17 protein-coding genes are annotated in these 20,553 nt (G+C 72.2%); 10 read left to right on the forward strand and 7 right to left on the reverse strand.

What is annotated here, in order from left to right:
* Positions 1 to 48 precede the first annotated feature (48 nt).
* Entirely contained in the window at positions 49 to 657 is a 609-nt protein-coding gene (locus ACFXPL_RS27025) for a MarR family winged helix-turn-helix transcriptional regulator (protein WP_384924395.1), read from the reverse strand.
* A 157-nt stretch (positions 658 to 814) separates the two neighbouring features.
* On the opposite strand from ACFXPL_RS27025, the gene ACFXPL_RS27030 reads away from it, so the two are divergent.
* The 5 genes from ACFXPL_RS27030 (at position 815) to ACFXPL_RS27050 (ending at position 5,210) form a co-directional block, all read left to right on the forward strand.
* Positions 815 to 1,243, forward strand: a complete 429-nt coding sequence (locus tag ACFXPL_RS27030; protein WP_384924397.1) for a hypothetical protein — start codon at positions 815 to 817, stop codon at positions 1,241 to 1,243.
* Positions 1,244 to 1,336: 93 nt separating this feature from the next.
* Positions 1,337 to 1,984 carry a DUF3105 domain-containing protein gene (locus tag ACFXPL_RS27035; RefSeq protein WP_384924399.1) on the forward strand — a complete coding sequence of 216 codons (648 nt, stop codon included), beginning with the start codon at positions 1,337 to 1,339 and terminating at the stop codon, positions 1,982 to 1,984.
* 35 nt (positions 1,985 to 2,019) lie between these two features.
* A complete protein-coding gene (locus tag ACFXPL_RS27040; protein WP_384924401.1) occupies positions 2,020 to 2,706 on the forward strand; it encodes a DUF305 domain-containing protein in 687 nt (228 codons plus the stop codon).
* 182 nt (positions 2,707 to 2,888) lie between these two features.
* Positions 2,889 to 3,308: a CBS domain-containing protein gene (locus ACFXPL_RS27045; RefSeq protein WP_384924403.1), complete on the forward strand. Its 420-nt coding sequence runs from the start codon at positions 2,889 to 2,891 to the stop codon at positions 3,306 to 3,308.
* 147 nt (positions 3,309 to 3,455) lie between these two features.
* The gene (locus tag ACFXPL_RS27050; RefSeq protein WP_384924405.1) at positions 3,456 to 5,210 is read left to right on the forward strand and encodes an NAD+ synthase; all 1,755 of its coding nucleotides are present in this window, start codon (positions 3,456 to 3,458) and stop codon (positions 5,208 to 5,210) included.
* An 82-nt stretch (positions 5,211 to 5,292) separates the two neighbouring features.
* Here ACFXPL_RS27050 and ACFXPL_RS27055 read toward each other — a convergent pair whose 3' ends face one another.
* The 4 genes from ACFXPL_RS27055 to ACFXPL_RS27070 all read right to left on the reverse strand — a co-directional run bounded on the left by ACFXPL_RS27055 (position 5,293) and on the right by ACFXPL_RS27070 (position 10,596).
* Positions 5,293 to 6,543, reverse strand: coding sequence for an MFS transporter (locus tag ACFXPL_RS27055; protein ID WP_384924407.1), 1,251 nt, complete (start codon positions 6,541 to 6,543; stop codon positions 5,293 to 5,295).
* A 259-nt stretch (positions 6,544 to 6,802) separates the two neighbouring features.
* The gene (locus ACFXPL_RS27060) at positions 6,803 to 7,828 is read right to left on the reverse strand and encodes an endonuclease/exonuclease/phosphatase family protein (RefSeq protein WP_384924409.1); all 1,026 of its coding nucleotides are present in this window, start codon (positions 7,826 to 7,828) and stop codon (positions 6,803 to 6,805) included.
* 232 nt (positions 7,829 to 8,060) lie between these two features.
* Complete coding sequence (locus ACFXPL_RS27065) at positions 8,061 to 8,858, reverse strand: TetR/AcrR family transcriptional regulator (protein ID WP_384924429.1); 798 nt, start codon at positions 8,856 to 8,858, stop codon at positions 8,061 to 8,063.
* 97 nt (positions 8,859 to 8,955) lie between these two features.
* Complete coding sequence (locus tag ACFXPL_RS27070) at positions 8,956 to 10,596, reverse strand: MFS transporter (RefSeq protein ID WP_384924411.1); 1,641 nt, start codon at positions 10,594 to 10,596, stop codon at positions 8,956 to 8,958.
* A 175-nt stretch (positions 10,597 to 10,771) separates the two neighbouring features.
* Between ACFXPL_RS27070 and panB the strand changes: the two genes are divergently transcribed.
* The 3 genes from panB to ACFXPL_RS27085 all read left to right on the forward strand — a co-directional run bounded on the left by panB (position 10,772) and on the right by ACFXPL_RS27085 (position 13,755).
* The gene (gene panB, locus ACFXPL_RS27075; protein ID WP_384924413.1) at positions 10,772 to 11,626 is read left to right on the forward strand and encodes a 3-methyl-2-oxobutanoate hydroxymethyltransferase; all 855 of its coding nucleotides are present in this window, start codon (positions 10,772 to 10,774) and stop codon (positions 11,624 to 11,626) included.
* 177 nt (positions 11,627 to 11,803) lie between these two features.
* Positions 11,804 to 12,847, forward strand: coding sequence for an ATP-binding cassette domain-containing protein (locus tag ACFXPL_RS27080; RefSeq protein ID WP_384924415.1), 1,044 nt, complete (start codon positions 11,804 to 11,806; stop codon positions 12,845 to 12,847).
* Positions 12,844 to 13,755 carry an ABC transporter permease gene (locus tag ACFXPL_RS27085; protein WP_384924417.1) on the forward strand — a complete coding sequence of 304 codons (912 nt, stop codon included), beginning with the start codon at positions 12,844 to 12,846 and terminating at the stop codon, positions 13,753 to 13,755. The genes ACFXPL_RS27080 and ACFXPL_RS27085 overlap by 4 nt, the downstream gene beginning before the upstream one ends.
* Before the next feature lie 18 nt (positions 13,756 to 13,773).
* Here the strand turns inward: ACFXPL_RS27085 and ACFXPL_RS27090 are convergent, their stop codons facing one another.
* Entirely contained in the window at positions 13,774 to 17,322 is a 3,549-nt protein-coding gene (locus ACFXPL_RS27090; protein ID WP_384924431.1) for a BTAD domain-containing putative transcriptional regulator, read from the reverse strand.
* A 394-nt stretch (positions 17,323 to 17,716) separates the two neighbouring features.
* On the opposite strand from ACFXPL_RS27090, the gene ACFXPL_RS27095 reads away from it, so the two are divergent.
* On the forward strand, positions 17,717 to 18,520 hold the full coding sequence (locus ACFXPL_RS27095) for a site-2 protease family protein (protein ID WP_384924419.1): 804 nt from the start codon (positions 17,717 to 17,719) through the stop codon (positions 18,518 to 18,520).
* Between the two features lie 100 nt (positions 18,521 to 18,620).
* Here the strand turns inward: ACFXPL_RS27095 and ACFXPL_RS27100 are convergent, their stop codons facing one another.
* The gene (locus tag ACFXPL_RS27100; protein ID WP_384924421.1) at positions 18,621 to 18,803 is read right to left on the reverse strand and encodes a hypothetical protein; all 183 of its coding nucleotides are present in this window, start codon (positions 18,801 to 18,803) and stop codon (positions 18,621 to 18,623) included.
* 281 nt (positions 18,804 to 19,084) lie between these two features.
* On the opposite strand from ACFXPL_RS27100, the gene ACFXPL_RS27105 reads away from it, so the two are divergent.
* The gene (locus ACFXPL_RS27105) at positions 19,085 to 20,491 is read left to right on the forward strand and encodes a hydrolase (RefSeq protein ID WP_384924423.1); all 1,407 of its coding nucleotides are present in this window, start codon (positions 19,085 to 19,087) and stop codon (positions 20,489 to 20,491) included.
* Positions 20,492 to 20,553 lie beyond the last annotated feature (62 nt).

Below are 20,553 nucleotides of genomic sequence, written 5' to 3' on the forward strand. Positions count from 1 at the left end.
CCCGCGACGAAGATCACTCCTGGCGACTGTCAGCCACCGGTTGAGCCTTCATCCGTCACGGTCGGCCCCGTCCCGTCCCGTCCCGTCCCGTCCGGCTCCGTCGCCGTCGCCGTCGGGGGCGTTCTCCGCCGGGTACCGCGTGTGGGTGTCGGACCAGCCCAGCGGGTACGGCTCCCCCTCGTCGCCCGGGACGGCGGGCTCCCCGCCCGCCTCCGTGAACGCCGTCAGCGCCTCGACCAGGGCCGAGCGCTGTTCGGGGCTGAGCCGCTCGACGATCGCCGAGATCTCCCGGTGGCGTACGGCCGTGACCCGCTCGACCAGGGTGTGGCCCTCGGGGGTGAGGGCGAGCACCGTCTCCCTGCGGTTGCCGGGGTTGCTCTCACGGGTCGCCAGTCCCGCCGCGATCAGCCGGTCGAGCATGCGCATGGCGGTGGACGGGTTCACGCCGAGCCGTTCGGCGAGCGAGACGAGCTTGGCGTCGCCATGGGTGGAGAGAACCACCAGAAGACGGAACTGGGGCAGCGTGACCCGCTCCCCCATCGCGGCGAGGGAACGGGCGGAGATGGCGACCAGCAGCCGGGACGCGGTCAGTACCGCGTGGGTCACCGCGTCGACATCGGCAGGAGGACGCCCGGCCCCGCCTCTTTGTTCGGCCATGTCTCTTTGTATCGCGCCGGTGCGTGTTTCAGCGGGACCGTTTCATACCGTATCGACGGCGGTACAGGCCCACGACACAGCGGCCGGCGGGGCCGTACGGCGCCCTCGGAGACGCCGCACTGCTGCTCCGGCGCGCCACGCACTACGATCTGGCCCCATGGGGGGACAGCCGCGCGGCCGCATCGGCCACATACGCACCACGCGTCCTACGGCCTTGCTGAGCGCCGTGGCGACGCTGCTGGCCGCGCTGTTCCTCTGCCTGGGCACCGATACGGAGACCGCTCCGGGCCACCAGCGGGACGGCGCCGCCGTCACCACCGGGGCGGCGGGCACCTTCGCCGTCGGCGCGGCCGAACCGCCGCACGCCGGCGACTCCCAGTACATCTGCCCGTACCGGCACGGCGACTGCGGGCTCTTCCCGCACCTGGGCGCGGCCGTACTGACCGTGCCGCAGCCCGCCGCGGCGCCCGACATCGCCGTACAGCACGCGCGCCTCGAACCGCCGCGCCCCACCGGCCGGGCGCCCCGCTCCGGAGCGTTCCCCCGCGCGCCGGACCTTCACGTCCTTCAAGTACTGCGGACGTAGCCGGGCCAGCACCCCGCACCGTGTTCCACGCCTCGCGTTCAGCATGCAGCGTTCCGCGATTCCGCAGCCATCCCCGAGAAGGACGAAAACATCATGGGTTCCAAGTCCCAGTCAGCCGACCGCAAGGCCCGAATAGAGGAGATGCGCCGCACCGAGCGGGCCCGCGAGCGGCGCAGCCGCATCATCACGATCACGGTGAGCGCCGTCGTCGTGGTCGGTCTCGTCGGCTTCGGCGCGTACGCGCTCAACAAGGAGTCCGACAAGAAGGACGCGGAGAAGGCCGCCGCCGCGGCGCCCGTCAAGGCGGAGAAGTCCTGGGACGCCAAGAAGCTGGGCCGCAACCATGTCACCGAGGCCGTCAAGTACCCGATGACGCCGCCGGTGGGCGGTGACCACAACCAGGTCTGGATGAACTGCGAGGGTGACGTCTACAAGGAGGCGATCCCCGACGTCAACGCGGTGCACTCGCTGGAGCACGGCGCGGTCTGGGTCACGTACAACGACAAGGCGTCGGACGACGACGTGAAGACGCTCGCCGACAAGGTCGGCAAGACCCCGTACACGCTGATGAGCCCGGTCAAGGACCAGGACGGCGCGATCATGCTGAGCGCCTGGGGCAAGCAGGTGACGGTGGACAGCGCGTCCGACTCCCGCGTCAACCAGTTCTTCACCAAGTACGTGCAGGGCGAGCAGACCCCCGAGCCGGGCGCCGCCTGCACGGGCGGAATGGGCGCGCAGTGAGCGGGGCGGACCCGGCCGGGACCCCCCGGCGGTCCGTGACGCGTACGCAGTGGGCGGCGATCACCGCCGTCGTGCTGGCGCTGGTCTTCGCCGGTACCGCCACGGTGGCCTCCGCCGCGCGGGACGACGGCTCGGCGGCCGGAACGCGTACGCCGTCGTCCGCGTCCGCGGACGCGGGCTTCGCCCGGGACATGGCCGTCCACCACCAGCAGGCCGTGGAGATGTCCTTCATCGTGCGCGACAGCACGGACGACGAGGACGTGCGGCGGCTGGCGTACGACATCGCCAACACCCAGGCGAACCAGCGCGGCATGCTCATGGGGTGGCTGGACCTGTGGGGGCTGCCCAAGGTCGAGGCCGGTACCGATCCCATGGCCTGGATGGCGGACGGGGACGGTACGGGGGACATGGAGGGGATGGAGGGGATGGACCACGGCGACGCGGGCCACGAGGCCCACGACGGTTCGCTGATGCCGGGCATGGCCACCAAGTCGGAGCTGGACCGGCTCCGCGAGGCCCGCGGCAAGGCGGCCGAGATCCTCTACCTCCAGCTCATGACCGACCACCACAAGGGCGGTGTCTCCATGGCGCAGGGCTGCGTCCGGCTCTGCGCCAACGGTACGGAGAAGAGCCTCGCCGAGGGGATGGTCGCCGCGCAGGAGTCGGAGCTGGCCCTGATGGCGGACCTGCTCGCGGAGCGCGGCGCGAAGGCCCGTACCTGAGGCGCGTCTCCGACGCGCGCGGTTCAGGCACTCCCGCCGCCGGGGCGGATCGTACGGTCGGTCCGACCCGGCGGCGGGGGCCGTCCGGCTCCCCCGTTCGGGTGACTGCGGTCGCGTCACCCGAACGTACGCACGATGATGGTTCTGGCTCGGGGCGGACGGCAACAGGAGGCTGAGCACCCATGACCACGGCCAAGGACATCATGCACTCCGGCGCCCGGTGGATCCCGGCGCACGAGACCCTGGACCGCGCCGCACAGCTCATGCGCGAGCTGGACGTGGGCGCGCTGCCCATCGCCGACTCCGAGGAGCGGCTGACCGGCATTCTCACCGACCGCGACATCGTGGTCGGCTGTGTGGCGCGCGGCCACGACCCCGCGCAGACCACGGCGGGCGAGATGGCGCACGGCACGCCGCGCTGGATCGACTCGGACGCGGACGTGGAGGAGGTCCTGAGCGAGATGCAGAGCCACCGGATCCGCCGGCTGCCGGTGATCCAGGACAAGCGCCTCGTCGGGATGATCAGTGAGGCCGATCTGGCCCGGCATCTCACCGAGATCCAGATCGCCGCGTGGGCGGAACAGGTCTACGCGCACCGCTGACCACGGCTGCCCCCTCAGAAAGCCGCCTCCAGGAAAAGCGCCTTCAGGAAGAGCGCCTTCGGGAACACCGCGGAGGGACGCCCGAGTGGCCCGCCCCACATCCCGGCCCCCGGATATCGCGTCAGACAGACGATTACACTGGGCCGCGTGCCTCAACTACGCCTCGCTCTGAATCAGATCGACTCGACCGTCGGTGATCTCGCCGCGAACGCCGAGGCGATCGTGCACTGGACCCGGCACGCCGCCGAGCAGGGAGCGCATCTCGTCGCGTTCCCCGAGATGGCGCTGACCGGCTACCCCGTCGAGGACCTCGCCCTGCGGTCGTCCTTCGTCGAGGCGTCCCGGGCCGCCGTGCGCGCGCTCGCCGGGCGGCTCGCCGAGGAGGGCTTCGGGGAGGTGCCCGTCGTCGTCGGCTACCTCGACCGCTCGGAGTCGGCGCAGCCGCGGTACGGGCAGCCCGCGGGCGCCCCGCGGAACGCCGCCGCCGTGCTGCACCGCGGCGAGGTGGTGCTCAACTTCGCCAAGCACCACCTGCCCAACTACGGCGTCTTCGACGAGTTCCGGTACTTCGTGCCGGGCGACACGATGCCCGTCGTCCGGGTGCACGGCGTGGACGTCGCGCTCGCCATCTGCGAGGACCTGTGGCAGGAGGGCGGGCGCGTGCCGGCCGCCCGGTCCGCCGGGGCCGGGCTGCTCCTGTCGGTCAACGCCTCGCCGTACGAGCGCGAGAAGGACGACACCCGCCTGGAGCTGGTGCGCAAGCGCGCCCAGGAGGCCGGCTGCACCACCGCGTACCTCGCGATGATCGGCGGCCAGGACGAGCTGGTCTTCGACGGTGACTCGATCGTCGTCGACAGGGACGGCGAGGTCGTGGCACGCGCCCCGCAGTTCGCGGAGGGCTCGGTCATCCTGGACCTCGACCTGCCGGCCGCCGCGGCGGAGCCGGTGGAAGGCATCGTGGACGACGGGCTGCGGATCGACCGGGTCGTCCTCTCCGAGGACCCGCTCCCGGCGTACGAGCCGGAGCTGACCGGCGGCTACGCGGACCGTCTGGACGACGACGAGGAGGTGTACTCGGCGCTGGTGGTGGGGCTGCGCGCCTACGCCGCCAAGAACGGTTTCCGCTCCGTCCTGATCGGGCTCTCCGGCGGGATCGACTCGGCGCTGGTGGCCGCCCTCGCGTGCGACGCGCTCGGCGCGCAGCACGTGTACGGGGTCTCCATGCCGTCGAAGTACTCCTCGGACCACTCCAAGGGCGACGCGGCCGAGCTGGCGCACCGTACCGGCCTCAACTTCCGTACGCACCCGATCGAGCCGATGTTCGACGCGTACATGGGGTCGCTGGGGCTCACCGGACTCGCGGAGGAGAACCTCCAGGCGCGGCTGCGCGGCACGATGCTGATGGCCCTCTCCAACCAGGAGGGGCACATCGTGCTCGCGCCGGGCAACAAGTCCGAGCTGGCGGTGGGGTACTCGACGCTGTACGGCGACGCGGTCGGCGCGTACGGCCCGATCAAGGACGTCTACAAGACGTCGGTCTTCCGGCTCGCCCGGTGGCGCAACCGCGCCGCCGAGGAGCGCGGCCAGACCCCGCCGATCCCCGAGGCGTCCATCTCGAAGCCGCCCAGCGCCGAGCTGCGGCCTGGCCAGGTCGACACGGACTCGCTGCCGGACTACGACGTGCTGGACCGGATCCTGGAGCTGTACGTCGACCGCGACCAGGGCATGGACGCGATCGTCGCGGCGGGCTTCGACGCGGAGCTGGTGGCGAGGACGCTGCGGATGGTGGACACGGCGGAGTACAAGCGGCGCCAGTACCCGCCGGGCACCAAGATCTCGGCCAAGGGCTTCGGCAAGGACCGGCGGCTGCCGATCACGAACCACTGGCGCGAGCAGGTCTGAGGCCGTACACCGGGCCCCGGTCCAACGCCGTACACCGGGCCCCGGCCGGCCGGACCGCCGGCCGGCGGGCCCGGGGACCGGCTCAGACGCGTTCCGTCGCCCCGGTCCCGGCCGGCTCGGTCTGCGCGCCGCCCGAGGCGACGACGCGGGAGACCTCCGGCGCCAGGTCACGGCCGCCCCGGTCGCCCCTGCCACCCCGGTCGAGGAAGCCCGCCGTGACCGCGACCGCCAGGCCGAGGACGGCGAGGACCGCGCCGACCAGGGTCGGGGACATCCAGCCCCAGCCCGCCGCGATCGCCATGCCGCCGAGCCAGGCGCCGCCCGCGTTGGCGAGGTTGAACGCCGAGTGGTTCGAGGCCGAGGCGAGCGTGGGGGCGTGCTTGGCCTTCTGCATGACCAGCATCTGGAGGGGCGTGGTCGTCATGAAGCCGACCGCGCCGAGGATGACGACGGTCACCAGCGCCGCCCACTGCACGTGCACCGTGAAGCGGAACGCGACCAGGACCAGGGCGAGGGTGGCGAGCGACCCGTACAGGGTGGGGCGCAGCGCCCGGTCGGTGAGCGGCCCGGCCGCCAGCGCGCCGAGCGTCATGCCGATGCCGAAGAGGGCGAGGACGAGGGTGACGGAGGACTCCCCGAAGCCCATGACCTCGGTCGTGATCGAGGCGAGGTAGGAGTAGACGGCGAAGACGCCGCCGAAGCCGAGGACGGCGGTGGCGAGGCCGAGCAGCACCTGCCGGTTGCCGAGGGCGCGTATCTCGCGGCGCACGCTCTGCTGGGCGTCCACCGGCACGTACGGGACGAGCCGGGCCAGCGCGGCGAGCGCGACCAGGCCGATGACGGTCACCACGAGGAAGGTGGCGCGCCAGCCGAGGTGCTGGCCGAGCAGGGTGGCGGCGGGGACACCGACGATGTTGGCGACGGTCAGGCCGAGGAACATGGTGGCCACGGCGCGCGCCTGCCGGCCCTCGTGGACCAGCCGGGCGGCGACGACCGCGCCGACGCCGAAGAACGCGCCGTGCGGCAGCCCCGCGAGGACCCGGCCCGCCAGCAGCCAGCCGAAGCCGGGGGCGAGCGCGGAGGCGAGGTTGCCGACGATGAAGAGGCCCATCAGCAGCAGGAGCATCCGCTTGCGCGGGATACGGGAGCCGACGGCGGTGAGCAGCGGGGCCCCGATGACGACGCCGATCGCGTACGCCGACACGAGGTAGCCGGCGGTGGGCACGGACGTTCCCAGGTCGTCCGCGACGTTGGGCAGCAGGCCCATCATGACGAACTCGGTGGTACCGATGCCGAAGGCGCTCACAGCGAGAGCGAGCAGAGCCAGGGGCATGAGAGAGACAACCTTTCGAAGGGGGGTCACGCGGGGTACGGGAGGATCATTAGTACCCCTGCGGAACAAAGTCTCTCAGGCCCTGTATTCCGGCAGGTGAACACCGCATTGCGTGCGATGCATCACCAGGGACCCACCAGGGACCCACCCGGCCGTCGGCCGGACGCCGGCCAAGCGGATCCAGGCAGGTCCCGGCGGGTCCGGGCCGGATCCAGACGGCTCCGGGCCGCGGGCGGCCGTTCCCCGGGGCGCTTTCGGCTCAGCGCAGTTCGACCCGTGCGGCTATCGGCAGATGGTCGCTGTCCGTCCTGGGCAGGGTCCACGACGAGGTCGGTTCGACGCCCTTGACCATGATCTGGTCGATCCTGGCCAGCGGGAACGCCGCCGGCCAGGAGAAGCCGTACCCGTCGCCCGCCGCGCCCTGGGTGGAGCGCATCTGGGCGGTGACGGCGTTGAGGGAGCGGTCGTTCATGGTGCCGTTGAGGTCGCCGAGCAGGATCACCTGGTCCAGCGGTTCGTGGGAGATGGCCTCGCCCAGCGCGTCGGCGCTCTTGTCGCGCTGGTTGGCGGTGAACCCGGCGTGCAGTTTGACCCGTACGGACGGCATGTGCGCCACGTAGACGGCCACCGGGCCGTGCGGCGTGGCGACGGTGGAGCGCATCGCGCGGACCCAGCCGAGCCGGATGTCGACCGGCTTGGTGGCGGACATCGGGTACTTGCTCCAGAGCCCGACCGTGCCCTGCACCGAGTGGTACTTGTACGTGCCGGCCAGCGCCTTCACGTACGTGTCGACGGCGCTGGCCTTCAGCTCCTCCAGCGCGATGACGTCCGCCCCCGAATGCGCCAGGGAGGCCGCCGTGCCCTCCGGATCGGGGTTGTCCGCGTTGACGTTGTGCGTGGCCACGGTGAGGTCACCGCCGCCACCCGACTTGTCGGTGATGAGGCCGCCGAAGAGGTTGACCCAGACGACGGTGGGCAGCAGCAGGGTGATCAGCGCGGTGGCGGAACGGCGCACGAGGCCGAGGACCAGGACCAGCGGGATGACCAGCCCCAGCCAGGGCAGGAACGTCTCGTTGAGGCTGCCGAGGTTGCCGATGGTGTTGGGGATGTGCGAGTGAAGGATCATCAGCAGGGCGGCCAGCAGGGCGAGAAGGGCCAGCACGATGCCCCGCCGCCAGATGCCGGGATCCCGGCGCAAGCGGTCGAGCAGGTCCCTGACACGGGATCGGGAGCGGTCGTCCTCGCCGTCCGTCGCCACCGACTGCGCCGTGTACTCCTGCGTCATGTCCGCCGCCCTCACTGCCTTACTGCCCTGCCCGTGCACGCCCGCCCCTGACCCTAGGCGATGGACGGGCCCTTTCCGCGCCGTCCCTCGACGACCGTACGGGGACAAGGACGAAGGAGCCGTCGTCACGAGTTCCTGTCGCGGACGAATGACCGGGAGCTGTGACAGAACGGTCATGGAACGGAGGGCGGAGAACCGCGCGCTCCCGGGGCCCGAACGGGTGTGACAGGTCTCACGGCCCGGGCGTTTCGCGCCCCGGCGACGGCTGTACGGAGGGGCGCGGCGACGGATCGGCGGAGGGCCGCGGGGACGACGGCTGCGGGTGCGGACCGACCCCCTGGAGCGCCGATCCGATGATCTGATCGGCCAGGTCGTCGGGGAGCGGCGCGCCGGGCCGGTGCAGGGTGCGCATCAGCATCGGCCCGGTGATCAGGTCGTTGACCAGCTCCGGGTCCAGGTCGGCACGGAACTCCCCGTCGGCGATCCCCCGCCGGACCACGGCCAGCGTGGACGCGCGGCGGGGGGCCACGACCGTACGGTGGTACTCCTCCCAGAGCTTGGGGTGGCTCTTCATCTGGACGACGACGTTGTGCAGGATCACCGAGGAGCGCTGCGCGAGGCCGCGTTGACGCATCGACTCCAGCAGGACCCGGAGGTCGTCCAGCGCGGAGGTGCCGGGGAGTTCCGGGTCCTGCGGCTCGAACTCCCGCAGGAGGTCGAGGAAGAGCGCTTCCTTGCCGGGCCAGCGGCGGTAGATGGTGGCCTTGCCGACGCCCGCCGTACGCGCGATGCGCTCGATGGAGAGACCGCCCAGCGGAACACCGTCCTCCAGCAGGGCCACGGCGGCTTCCAGGATCGCCCGCTCGACCGCCTCACTGCGCGGCCGGCCCCGCCGGGGCTCCTTCTCGTCCCCGTGGCCGCCGCGGTCGCTGTGGCCACTGCGGTCCCCGCGCCCGCCCCGGCCCCCGTGGCTGCCGTGACCCCCGTGGCTGCCGTGGCCCCCGTGCCCGCCGTGGTCCCGCTCCCGCACCTGTTCCGCCTCTCCGCCGTGCCCGTACGCGGCGCCCGTTCGCCGCGTACGCGCCCGGTCGATTCTCGTACACGGCACGGACCCGGCAGGGCTCTGCCTAACCGCCGCTCGCGGCGCCCGCGGGTTCGGCCGCGCCGGAGGTCTCGCTCGTGCCGCTGTCCGCCGTCTCCTCCGCCGGGGGCCTGCCCGGCAGGAAGAGCGCCACCACCACGGCGCCGACCAGCGCGACGGCCGCCGAGCCGAGGGCCGTGACGTGCATGGCGTCCAGGAAGGCGTCGTACGCGGAGCCGATCAGCGGCCGGCCCGCCGGGCCGAGCTTCTGCGCGACGGCGAGGGTGGCCTCGATGGACTCGCCGGCGGCGTCCCGCGCGGCGGCCGGTACGGCGTCGAGGTGCCCCTCGATACCGCCCCGGTAGGTCGCCGACAGCACCGAGCCGAGTACGGCGATGCCCAGGGCGCCGCCGACCTGGCGGAAGGTGTTGTTGATCGCCGATCCGGACCCGGCCTTCTCGCGGGGCAGCGCCTGCATGACGGCGACCGTGACCGGCGGCATGATGTGCGCCATTCCGGTGCCCTGGACGAAGAAAACCAGGCAGAGCACCCAGACCGGGGTGTCGGCGTCGAAGAGCGCGAACGCCGCGAGGCCGCCCGCGACCAGCAGCATGCCGACCGTACAGACCGCACGGGCGCCGAACCGGTCCACGACCAGCCGGGCGCGCGGCGCGAAGACCATCTGCGCGGCGGCCAGCGGCAGGATCAGCAGCCCTGACTGGAGCGCGCTGTAGCCGCGCACGCTCTGGAGGTAGAAGGCCGAGAAGAACGTCACACCCATGAGCGCGAAGAAGACCAGCGCGATGGCGGCGACGGCCGCGGCGAACGCGGGCTTCTTGAAATACGCGATGTCGATAGACGGATGGCTGCTGCGCTTCTCGTGCAGGACGAACGCGGTGAGCACGGCCAGCCCGCCGAGCAGCGAGATGAGCACCGTGGTGTCGGTGAAGTCGGCGAGTTCGCCGCCGCGGATGATGCCGAACACCAGCAGGACGAGTCCGACGATGGAGAGCACGACGCCCAGCGGGTCGACGCGGCCCGGCGCCGGGTCCTTGGAGTCCGGTACGAGCAGGACCATCGCGATCAGCCCGACGACCGCGACCGGGACGTTGACCAGGAAGATCGAGCCCCACCAGAAGTGTTCGAGGAGCAGGCCGCCGGTGATCGGGCCGATCGCGATGCCGAGGCCCACGCTGCCCGCCCATATGCCTATGGCCTTGGGCTGCTCGTCCCGCTCGAAGACGTTCATCAGTACGGCGAGGGTGGCGGGCATCACGAACGCGGCGCCGAAGCCCATCAGGGCGCGGTAGCCGATGAGTTCGGCGGGCGATCCGGAGAGCGCGGCGAGCGCGGAGCCGAGACCGAAGACGGTGATCCCGAAGAGCAGTACCTTCTTGCGGCCGATCCGGTCGCCGAGCAGGCCGGAGGTGAAGAGGAGCCCGGCGAAGACGAGCGTGTAGGAGTTGATCGCCCACTCCAGCTCGCTCTGGGTGGCGCCGAGCCCGGTGGGCGCGGGGGCCGCGATGGTCCTGACCGCCACGTTCAGGATCGAGTTGTCCAGCACGACGATGAGCAGGCTGAACATCAGAACACCGAGGATGGCCCACCGGCGGCGGTGGATGTCCTCGGGTACACGGTGTGCGGGCATGCGGGAGGCGGCGCCTGGGGCGCCGGACGGTGTGGACATGGGGCACAGCGTAAACGCGTTTCGATACGAGACCGTCTCGTATTGGAAACTTTTTACCGAGAGCCGCACCATGGGACCGCCCCTCCCGGGCCGCCGCCATGGGGCCGCACTTCCCGTGCGGGTCCGGGGATGCCACCATGGAGGCGGTCCGGGGACACCGTCAGGGTGCCTCGAGATGACGAAAGGGCCTTCGGCCATGAGTTCTCAACTGGCGCTCTACGGCGGCAAGATCTCCCGCCGTATCTCCGTCCACGACATCACCGCTTCCAAGGAACGCGGCGAGAAGTGGCCCATGCTCACCGCCTACGACGCGACGACCGCGTCCGTCTTCGACGAGGCCGGTATCCCGGTCATGCTCGTCGGCGACTCGATGGGCAACTGCCACCTCGGGTACGAGACCACCGTGCCCGTCACCCTCGACGAGATGACGATGCTCTCCGCCGCCGTCGTACGGGGCACCAAGCGCGCCCTGATCGTCGGCGACCTCCCGTTCGGCTCGTACCAGGAAGGCCCCGTACAGGCGCTGCGCAGCGCCACCCGGCTGGTGAAGGACGCCGGGGTCGGCGCGGTCAAGCTGGAGGGCGGCGAGCGCTCGCACGGCCAGATCGAGCTGATGGTGCGGTCGGGCATCCCGGTGATGGGACACATCGGGCTCACCCCGCAGTCCGTGAACACCCTGGGCTACCGGGTCCAGGGACGCGGCGAGGAGGCCGCGCAGCAGTTGCTGCGCGACGCGAAGGCCGTGCAGGACGCGGGCGCCTTCGCGGTCGTGCTGGAGCTGGTGCCGGCCGAGCTGGCCGCCGAGGTCACACGGGTCCTGCACATCCCGACGATCGGGATCGGCGCCGGGGCGGAGACGGACGCGCAGGTCCTCGTCTACACCGACATGGCCGGACTGACGAGCGGGAAGATGCCGCGCTTCTCGAAGCAGTACGCGAACCTGCGGAAGGCCCTCGGGGACGCGGCGAAGGAGTTTGCCGAAGAGGTCGTCGGAGGAACGTTCCCTCAGGAGGAGCACACCTTCCACTAGACCGGCCAGGACCGACCCGGTCCTGGCCCCGCGCCCGAGAGCACGGCCCCAAGACCACTGCCCGCACGACGACAGCCCGCCGATCTTCCCCCGTCGGCGGGCTGTCGAGCGCTCGCCACCTGGTTGTCGACGAGTTATCCACAGGCTGTCGGCGGGTTGTCGGTGGCAGCTGGTCTGATGGGGCACATGACGAAATACGGCAAGAACCCCAACGGCGGCCGGGCCGGCAACGCCGTCGAGGTACGGGGGCTGGTCAAGCAGTACGGCGGACCGCAGGGCACCCGGGCTCTCGACGGCGTCGACCTCGATGTGCGCGAGGGCACCGTGCTCGGCGTGCTCGGGCCCAACGGCGCGGGCAAGACCACCCTCGTCCGCATCCTCTCCACGCTGGTCGAGCCCGACGCGGGCACGGCCATGGTCGCCGGGTACGACGTGCTGCGCCAGCCGCGCCAGTTGCGCCGCAGGATCGGCCTCACCGGCCAGTACGCCTCGGTCGACGAGAAGCTCTCCGGCTGGGAGAACCTGTACATGATCGGGCGGCTGCTCGACCTCTCCCGGTCCGACGCCCGGCGCCGCGCCGACGAGCTGCTGGAGCGCTTCTCGCTCACCGAGGCGGCGAAGAAGCCCGCGATGCAGTACTCGGGCGGGATGCGGCGCCGGCTCGACCTGGCGGCGTCGATGATCGGCCGGCCGTCGGTGCTCTACCTGGACGAGCCGACGACGGGGCTCGACCCCCGTACGCGTAACGAGGTCTGGGACGAGGTGCGGCGGATGGTCGACGAGGGGGCCACCGTCCTGCTCACCACCCAGTACATGGAGGAGGCCGAGCAGCTCGCCGACGAGCTGACGGTCATCGACCGCGGCCGGATCATCGCCAACGGCGGGGTGGACGAGCTGAAGGCGAAGGTCGGCGGCCGTACGCTCCAGATCAGGCCGGCGGATCCGGCCCAGCTCCCCGCCATGGCGCGGGCGGTCACCGAGAGCGGCCTCGACGGGATAGCCGGCGCGCAGTCCGTCTCCGACGAGGGGCTGCTGTACGTGCCGATCCTGAGCGACGGCCAACTGACCGCGGTCATCGGCCTGCTGGCCGAGCGCGGCTTCGCCATCGCCCACATAGGGACCCATCTGCCCAGCCTGGACGAGGTGTTCCTGGCCATCACCGGCCAGAAGTCCTCTTCCGCGACCCCGTCCGACACCACGCCCGAGGAGGTCGCGGCATGAGCACGACCAACACCGCCACCACACCGCCCACTTCCGGACCCGGGCTCACGAAGAGCGCCCCGGCACCCTCCGCGTCCTCCGGCGGCCCCGGTTCCCGGGCCGTTCCGGCCGCCGGCACGGACGAGGGCAGGATCGGGCTGCGCGCCAATCTGCGCCACATCGGCGCGCTGGTGCGCCGCAACGCCCTGCAGATCAAGCAGGACCCCGAGTCGATGTTCGACGTCCTGCTGATGCCGATCATCTTCACGCTGCTGTTCGTGTACGTCTTCGGCGGCTCGGTGGGAGCGAGCCTCGGCGGCAGCCGCGAGGACTACGTGAACTACGTGGTCCCCGGTCTGATGGCGATGATGGGCATGAACATCTCCATGGCCGTCGGCTCGGGGGTGAACGACGACTTCCGCAAGGGGGTCATGGACCGGTTCCGTACGATGCCGATCGCCCGCTCCTCCGTACTGATCGCGAAGATAGTCGTGGAGATCGGCCGCATGCTGGTCGCCATAGCGATCCTGCTCGGCATGGGCTTCCTGCTCGGGATGGAGATCAAGACGTCGGTGCTCGACCTGGGCGCCGCCATCGGTCTCTCCCTGGCGTTCGGCGCCTCACTGATGTGGATCTTCATCCTGCTGGGACTCACCATGAAGACGGCGCAGGCCGTTCAGGGGGTGGCCATGCTCGTCCTGATGCCGATGCAGTTCGGTTCGTCGATCTTCGCCCCGCCGTCGACGATGCCCGGCTGGCTCCAGGCGTTCACCGACTACAACCCGCTCTCCAACCTCGCGGACGCCGCGCGCAACCTGATCAACGGGGGCCCGGTGGCGCACTCCGTGTGGATGACGCTGGCGTGGGCGGCGGCGATCACGGCGGTGACGGCTCCCCTGGCGGTGGCCAAGTTCCGTAAGAAGTCGTGACCTGAGGTGCGGCACGGATCAGACGAGGGCGGCGGCCTCCTCCAGGGAGAGGCCGGCGCCCTCGGCCCGCGCCGCGTCGAACGCGGGACCGTCGAGAACGGCCCGGATGGCGGCCTCGGCGGCGGCGAACTGCTCCCGCTCCAGGGAGTTCCGGAAGTGCGCGGCGGGGAGCAGTGCCTCGTACGCGCCGAGCAGCCGGGCGGCGTCCCTGCCCCGGCCCCCTTCGGCGCCGGGGAGTCCGCCCACCGCCCAGGCAGCCGTCAGCAGATGCCCCACGGCCATCTCGGGCGCGATCATCAGCGACAGCGGGGTCTGCGCCGTCGCCAGGGCCGCGCGCACGCCCTCCAGCGCCTCGGCGAACCGGCCGTCCTGACAGTCCAGCCAGGCCAGGCCGCTCCGTACGAAGCCCTCGAACGTGTCCAGGGACTCGTTGCGGAACACGCCGAGCAGCACACGCATGTGTTCTCTGGCCTCGTCGCGGCGTCCGGTACGGCCCAGCCGCAGCGCGAGGAAGATCCGGGCGGCGGCCATCGACTCCTGCCCGCCGTCCCGCTCGTCGAGCAGCACCTCGCGGAGGATGCGCTCGCCCTCGTCGCCCTGGCCCGTCTCGAACAGCGTCCCCGCCAGCCGGGAGCGCAGCAGGGTCACCTGGCTGAGCGCGCCGAGCCCCTCGGCGTGGCCGACGGCCGCCGCGTAGTCCTCGGCGGCGAGGGCGAACTCGCCGCGCTTCTCCCTGGCCTCGCCCCGGGCGGACAGGGCCTCGGCGGCGCCCCAGCGGTCACCCAACCGGTCGTAGATCTCCAGGCTGCGGTCGGCGTCCTCGCGCGCGTCGCCCGCCCATTCGGCGCGGTTGGCGAGCACGTTGGCCCGCATCTGGAGCGCGCCGGCCAGCTCCCACTCGTAACCGAACTCCTCGCACGCGCGCACGGTCTCGTTCAGCACCACCGGCAGGCTCTCGGCGTTCCCGGTGAGCATGATCGCGAAGAACCACAGGTTGGCGGGGAAGCGGCAGGTCTGCGGGAGTCCCGGCCGGTAGACGGTGGACACCACGCCGAGCCAGGCGAGCCGTTCCGGGGAGAGCCAGTCGCCCTTGTCGTGGTCCATGCTGACCGTCTCGATCAACCGCACCTGGCGCCGCGCCTCCTGGAGCAGGTCGGGGGACATCGGCGGCGGCGCGTCCGTGCAGCGCGACAGGACCGGCGGGGCCGGCTCCCCGGGCGGGGCGAACGGATCGGGCCCGAGGGCCGCCGCGGCCTCCGTCCACTGGCGGGCGTCGGAACGCAGATCCAGCATCTGCCAGAACCAGGCGAGGGAGAGTACGAGGCAGAGCGTCTCCTGCTCGTCGGCGCCGGCCACGGCGCGGCGCAGGGCGGTGCGCAGGTTCTCGTACTCCTGCTGGAACAGCCGGATCGCGGTGCCCTGGCCGGGGCCGCGCAGCGCGTTGTCGGTGGTACGGGCCAGTTCCCGGAAGTGGACGAGATGACGGCGCTCGGTGGCCGCGCGCTCGCCGCCACGGGGCCCCTCGGACGCTCCGCCGTCGCAGGACCGGTCGGCCTCGTCGAGGCGTTCCGCGGTGTACTCCGCGACGGTCTCCAGCAGCCGGTACCGCATGGTGCCGTCCGGCGCGGGGCCGGCGACGACGAGGGACTTGTCGATGAGGGAGCCGAGCAGCCCGGCGACGTCCCGGGCGTCGACGGCGGGCACCGACGGGCGGGCCCCGAGGCCGGCTTCCGTGCCGGTGCCGTCGGAGCAGACCGCCTCGGCGGCCGTGAGGCCGCAGCCGCCCGCGAAGACGGACAGCCGTCGCAGCACAGCGCGTTCCCGCGCGTCCAGCAGGTCCCAGGACCAGTCCACGACGGCGCGCAGGGTCTGCTGGCGCGGGAGTACGGTCCTGCTCCCGCTCGTCAGCAGACGGAAGCGGTCGTCGAGCCGGTCGGCTATCTGGCGCGGGGTCAGCATGCGCAGTCGCGCCGCCGCCAGCTCGATCGCCAGCGGCAGCCCGTCCAGCCGGCGGCAGATCTCCGCCACCGCCCCCGGGTCGTCCGCCGGGTCGAACGCCGGCCGCGCCGCGCGCCCGCGCTCCGCGAACAGCCGGTGCGCGGGGTCCGGCGGCAGCGGCTCCACCGGACGCACCACCTCTCCCGGCACCCCCAGCGCCTCCCGGCTGGTCGCCAGGACGGTCAGCCCGGGGCAGTGCGCGAGGAGTTCGTGCGCGAGCGAGGCCGCCGCGCCGATCACGTGCTCGCAGTTGTCGAGCAGGAGCAGCATGCGGCGGCGCGCGCAGTGCTCGGTCAGCCGGACGAGCGGGTCGCCGGCGTGCCGGTCGGCGGCGCGCAGTTCCTCGGCCCCGGCGCCGCGCAGGACGGTCCCGCGCGCGCCGAGGGCGGTGAGGACGGCCTCGGGGACCGTCGTCGGATCGTCCACGGGGGCCAGCTCGGCGAGCCAGACGCCGTCGGGCCAGTCCCCGGTCATCAGCTCGGCGGCCTCCTGCGAGAGCCGGGTCTTCCCGGCCCCGCCGGCCCCGAGCAGGGTGACGAGCCGGGCGCCGCGGAGGTCGCCCCGTATCGCCTCGATGTCGGCCTCGCGCCCGACGAAGCTGGTCAGCCGGGCGCGGAGGTTCCCCGGGCGCGCGGGCCGGGGCGCGTGCGGCGGAGCGGGGCTGCCGGGCCGGGGCCCGGGGGTGCGGGCGCCGGCGGCGGCAGGGAGTCCGGCGCCGGTGGGTATCTCCGGGGCGCGCGGGGCCGCGTACCCCGGCACCGGTGCGCCGTTCGCCGGTACACCGTTCACCCACGCACCGTTCGCGGACGGCGGGCCGTCCCCGGCGCGGCTCGCCTCACCACTCCCGCCGCGCAGCAGCTCCCCGTGCAGGGCGCGCAGCTCCGGGCCCGGGTCGGTGCCCAGCCGGTCCGCGAGGGCGCGGCGCACCTCCTCGTACGCCGCCAGCGCCGCCGCCGGTCGCGACGCGTCGCGCAGCGCCCGGATCCGTAGCGCCTGGAGGGGTTCGTCGAGCGGGAACTCACCGCAGAGCGCGACCAGTTCGGGCAGGGCCTCCTCCGCGAGGCCCAGCGCGAGCGCGGCCGTCAGCCGGATCCTGCGGGCCTCCATGCGGCGGGTCTCCCAGCGGGCCGCCTCCGTCGTGCGGTCGGGGAGGTCGGCCAGCGCGGGCCCCCGCCAGAGCGCGAGCGCGTCGTCCAGCAGACCGGCGGCCTTGGCCGCGTCGCCCGCCTCCAGCGCCTGCGCGCCCTCGCGGGCGAGAGCGCCGAAGCGGTGGAGGTCCACGTCGTCCTCGTGGGCGCAGAGCCGGTAGCCGCCGTTCTCCGAGGCCACGGCCGGGGCCCCGAGGGTCCGTCGCAACCGCCCGACCAGCGCCTGGAGCGCGCCGACCGCGTCGGCGGGCGGATCGCCGTCCCAGACCTCCGCGACGAGCACACCGACCGGGACGGTACGGCCGGGCCGCAACGCCAGCACGGTCAGCAGCGCGCGCAGCCGGGCCCCGCCGAGCGCGGCGGGGGTGCCGTCGGCGTGCTGGGCGAGGGTGGGGCCGAGGATGCGGTAGCGCGGGCGCATGGGCCCATTGTCAGGGACGGCGCTCAGCGGGACCGCCTCGCATCCGGTGGCGCCGGGAGGCGGAGGGCGGAGGGCGGCCCGGGTCGTCGGCGGCGGGCGACCGGCCGCGCACGTACCGTCACCGTTGCCGTTGCCGTCTCCCTTGCCCTTGGCCTTCGCCCCGGCCTCTGCCCCCGGCTCGTCCTGTCGCCCGTCGTCGTACGGGATCGTCCACAGCGCCATGCGCCCAGCCTCCCCGGAACCGTGCCCGGGGGCGAGACGTTTTCCGCGTGTCGGACGTTCGGGGAAGGTCGGCGGTACGGTCGGGGAGGCCTCCGGCCGTACGGTCCTGCCGCACCCGGCCCGCCGAGCCCGTCCTCCCGGGGAGCCCCACCTACGACACGGAGCCCCACCTATGAGCAGCGTCACTTCCCGCCACAGCGACCGCCGGATCTCCCCCGTCTTCCTGGGCATCGTCGCCGTCACGGCGGTCTCCGGCTGGGCGGTGTGGACGGACTTCGCGACGGACCTCAGGGTCGGCGTCTTCCTCTTCGTCACGGGCGCCTGGATCACCTCGCTCTGCCTGCACGAGTACGCGCACGCCCGCACCGCGCTGCACAGCGGCGACATCTCGATCGGCGCGAAGGGCTATCTGACGCTCAACCCGCTCAAGTACACGCACGCGCTGCTGAGCATCGTGCTGCCCGTCATCTTCGTGATCATGGGCGGGATCGGGCTGCCGGGCGGGGCGGTCTTCATCGAGCGGGGCCGGATCCAGGGGCGCTGGAAGCACAGCCTGATCTCGGCGGCAGGGCCGCTGACGAACGTGCTGTTCGCGATCGTCTGCACGGCGCCGTTCTGGCTGGACGCCTTGTCCGGCGTCCCCCTGGGCTTCCGTTACGCGCTCGGCTTCCTCGCCCTGCTCCAGGTGACGGCGGCGCTGCTGAACTTCCTGCCGGTGCCGGGCCTGGACGGGTACGGGATCATCGAGCCCTGGCTGTCGCACAAGGTCCGCCGCCAGGTGGAGCCGTTCGCGCCGTTCGGGCTGCTCGCCGTCTTCGTCATCCTCTTCATCCCCGAGGTGAACGTCGCGTTCTTCAACGGCATCGACGCACTGCTGCGCACGCTGGGCGTCTCGGAGCTGGAGACGTACTGCGGCCGGAACCTCTACAGCTTCTGGACGAGCCGCCAGGAATTCGTCTGCGGGACCGCCGGATAGCGGCGCCGCCCGACGACGGGACCGTCGGGCAACGACAGAACGGCAAACCGCCGGCCACACTGCCACCGGCCACGGCGTCGCAGCACCACGGCGTCAGGCCCTACGGCTGGGCCGCCGCCCGGTCCGCCTTCGCCTTGCGGGCGTAGTACCAGGCCATGTTGGACGAGAGCCCCGCGAGCAGCACCCACACGACACCGAGCCACTGGCCCTGGACGAAGGAGACCACGGCCGCTGCCGTGGTCAGGACGCAGACGGCGAGGGCGTAGAGAGCGAGGCGGGGCATGCGGGTCGGCTCCTGTCGGGGGCTTTCCCGGCCGGGTGGGGCCGGGGGCGTCGTACGGTCCCAGTCTCCCCCAGAGCCGTCGGCCGGCGCACGGACACCCCCACCCGTACCGCCGCTCACCGTCCGCGCGCCGGCCGCCCACCGGCGCGGCTACTCACGAGTACGGGTGCTGTCGACCCCAGCACGACAGGGAACGGAAGGCATAGTCCTTGGTCGCCGGGGCAGAATACTTCGCCCGTGCGCTACCTGACGGGCGCCCGCGCGCCCGCTAACGTCAGCGCGTGAGCCTCTGGACTTCTCTTGAGCCCGCGTCCACCACGGTGGCCCCTGGCGACACGACCACCGTGCGGTTGCGCATACGCAACACCGGTGATGTCGTCGACGAATACCACTTCGTTCCCGTCGGTGATGTTGCCCCGTACGTCACCGTCGAACCCTCATCCATCCGCCTCTTCCCAGGGACCACGGGCACCCTTCAGCTCACCTTCGCGCCGCCCCGTACCCCGGACGCGACCGCCGGGCCGCATCCGTACGGGGTGCAGGTCGTCCCGACCGAGCAGTCCGACTCCACCACGGTCGCCGAGGGCAACATCAACTTCACCCCGTTCACGGAGGTACGGACCGAACTGGTCCCGCCGACCGTGAAGGGACGGTTCCGCGGCCGGCCCAAGCTGGCCATCGACAACCTCGGTAACACCCCCCTCACCGCTTCCCTCTCCGGCAGCGACACCAGCGACGCGCTCTCCTACGAGGTGGCACCCGCCAGTGTGCGGATCGAGCCGGGCCGCGCCGCGTTCGTGGACGCGAAGCTCAAGCCCCGGCAGATCATCTGGCTCGGCCAGAAGCAGGAACGGCCGTACTCACTGGCTCTCCAGCGCTCGGGAACGGCTCAGCTCGACACGGAGGGGACCTATGTGCAGCGGGGCTTCCTGCCCCTGTGGCTCGCCACCCTGACGAGCGTCCTCCTCGCACTGGCGATCACCTTCGCCGTGCTCTGGTTCGCGTATCAGCCCGGGCTGCGCAGCCTCGCCCGGGAGCAGGCCCCGTCGGTCGCGGCCCGTGCGATACCCGACGCGGAGCCGTCGAAGCCGCCGAGCCTGCCCTCGGCCGAACCGCCCGCCCCCGCGCCCAGCACGCCCGAGGCGCCGCCGGCCGGGCCCGCGGAGGAGGACGCCGGGGGGTCGGGCGGCGACAAGGAGAAGGAGAAGGAGAAGGAGGAGACCGAGCCGGTGGAGAACACCGCGGCGGTCGCCGTGACCAAGCTGAACGAACAGACCCCGGGCCGGCACATCTGCTACCGGGCCTACGTACGGGGCACCGGCTGGCAGGACCCGGTCTGCGACGGCCTCACCTCGGGTACGGAAGGCCAGGACCGGCCCATCGAGAGCATCAACATCGCCGTGTCCGGCACGGAACGGGTGAGCGCCAACGGGTTCATCGAGAACACGGACTGGGAACCGGCGTGGAAGAGCGTCGAGAACCTGAAGGACCTGTACATCGGCACCCCGGACAAAGACGCGTTCATGCGGGGGCTGGGGGTCAGCGTCGGTGAGGGCAGTGTTTGTGTGACCGCGCGGGTCCACAGCCAGGAGTGGCAGGAGAAGGCCTGCTCCGAGCCCGGCAGCTACAAGTTCGGCGGGACCCTGAGCAAGGATCTGGCGCTGGAGGCGTTGAAGCTCATCGTGTGACGGCGGGGAGCCGGCGCCGGCGCTCCGCCTGAACCGAGAACCGAGGGCCTGGTGCCCGGCCC

The organism is Streptomyces sp. NPDC059092, assembly GCF_042756365.1.
Taxonomy (GTDB): Bacteria; Actinomycetota; Actinomycetes; order Streptomycetales; family Streptomycetaceae; genus Streptomyces.

Coding starts and splice junctions, on each gene's coding strand:
- ACFXPL_RS27025 (WP_384924395.1), bottom strand. CDS start 657: ATGGCCGAACAAAGAGGCGGGGCCGGGCGTCCTCCTGCCGATGTCGAC.
- ACFXPL_RS27030 (WP_384924397.1), top strand. CDS start 815: ATGGGGGGACAGCCGCGCGGCCGCATCGGCCACATACGCACCACGCGT.
- ACFXPL_RS27035 (WP_384924399.1), top strand. CDS start 1,337: ATGGGTTCCAAGTCCCAGTCAGCCGACCGCAAGGCCCGAATAGAGGAG.
- ACFXPL_RS27045 (WP_384924403.1), top strand. CDS start 2,889: ATGACCACGGCCAAGGACATCATGCACTCCGGCGCCCGGTGGATCCCG.
- ACFXPL_RS27055 (WP_384924407.1), bottom strand. CDS start 6,543: ATGCCCCTGGCTCTGCTCGCTCTCGCTGTGAGCGCCTTCGGCATCGGT.
- ACFXPL_RS27060 (WP_384924409.1), bottom strand. CDS start 7,828: ATGACGCAGGAGTACACGGCGCAGTCGGTGGCGACGGACGGCGAGGAC.
- ACFXPL_RS27070 (WP_384924411.1), bottom strand. CDS start 10,596: ATGTCCACACCGTCCGGCGCCCCAGGCGCCGCCTCCCGCATGCCCGCA.
- panB (WP_384924413.1), top strand. CDS start 10,772: ATGACGAAAGGGCCTTCGGCCATGAGTTCTCAACTGGCGCTCTACGGC.
- ACFXPL_RS27080 (WP_384924415.1), top strand. CDS start 11,804: ATGGGGCACATGACGAAATACGGCAAGAACCCCAACGGCGGCCGGGCC.
- ACFXPL_RS27085 (WP_384924417.1), top strand. CDS start 12,844: ATGAGCACGACCAACACCGCCACCACACCGCCCACTTCCGGACCCGGG.
- ACFXPL_RS27090 (WP_384924431.1), bottom strand. CDS start 17,322: ATGCGCCCGCGCTACCGCATCCTCGGCCCCACCCTCGCCCAGCACGCC.
- ACFXPL_RS27095 (WP_384924419.1), top strand. CDS start 17,717: ATGAGCAGCGTCACTTCCCGCCACAGCGACCGCCGGATCTCCCCCGTC.
- ACFXPL_RS27100 (WP_384924421.1), bottom strand. CDS start 18,803: ATGCCCCGCCTCGCTCTCTACGCCCTCGCCGTCTGCGTCCTGACCACG.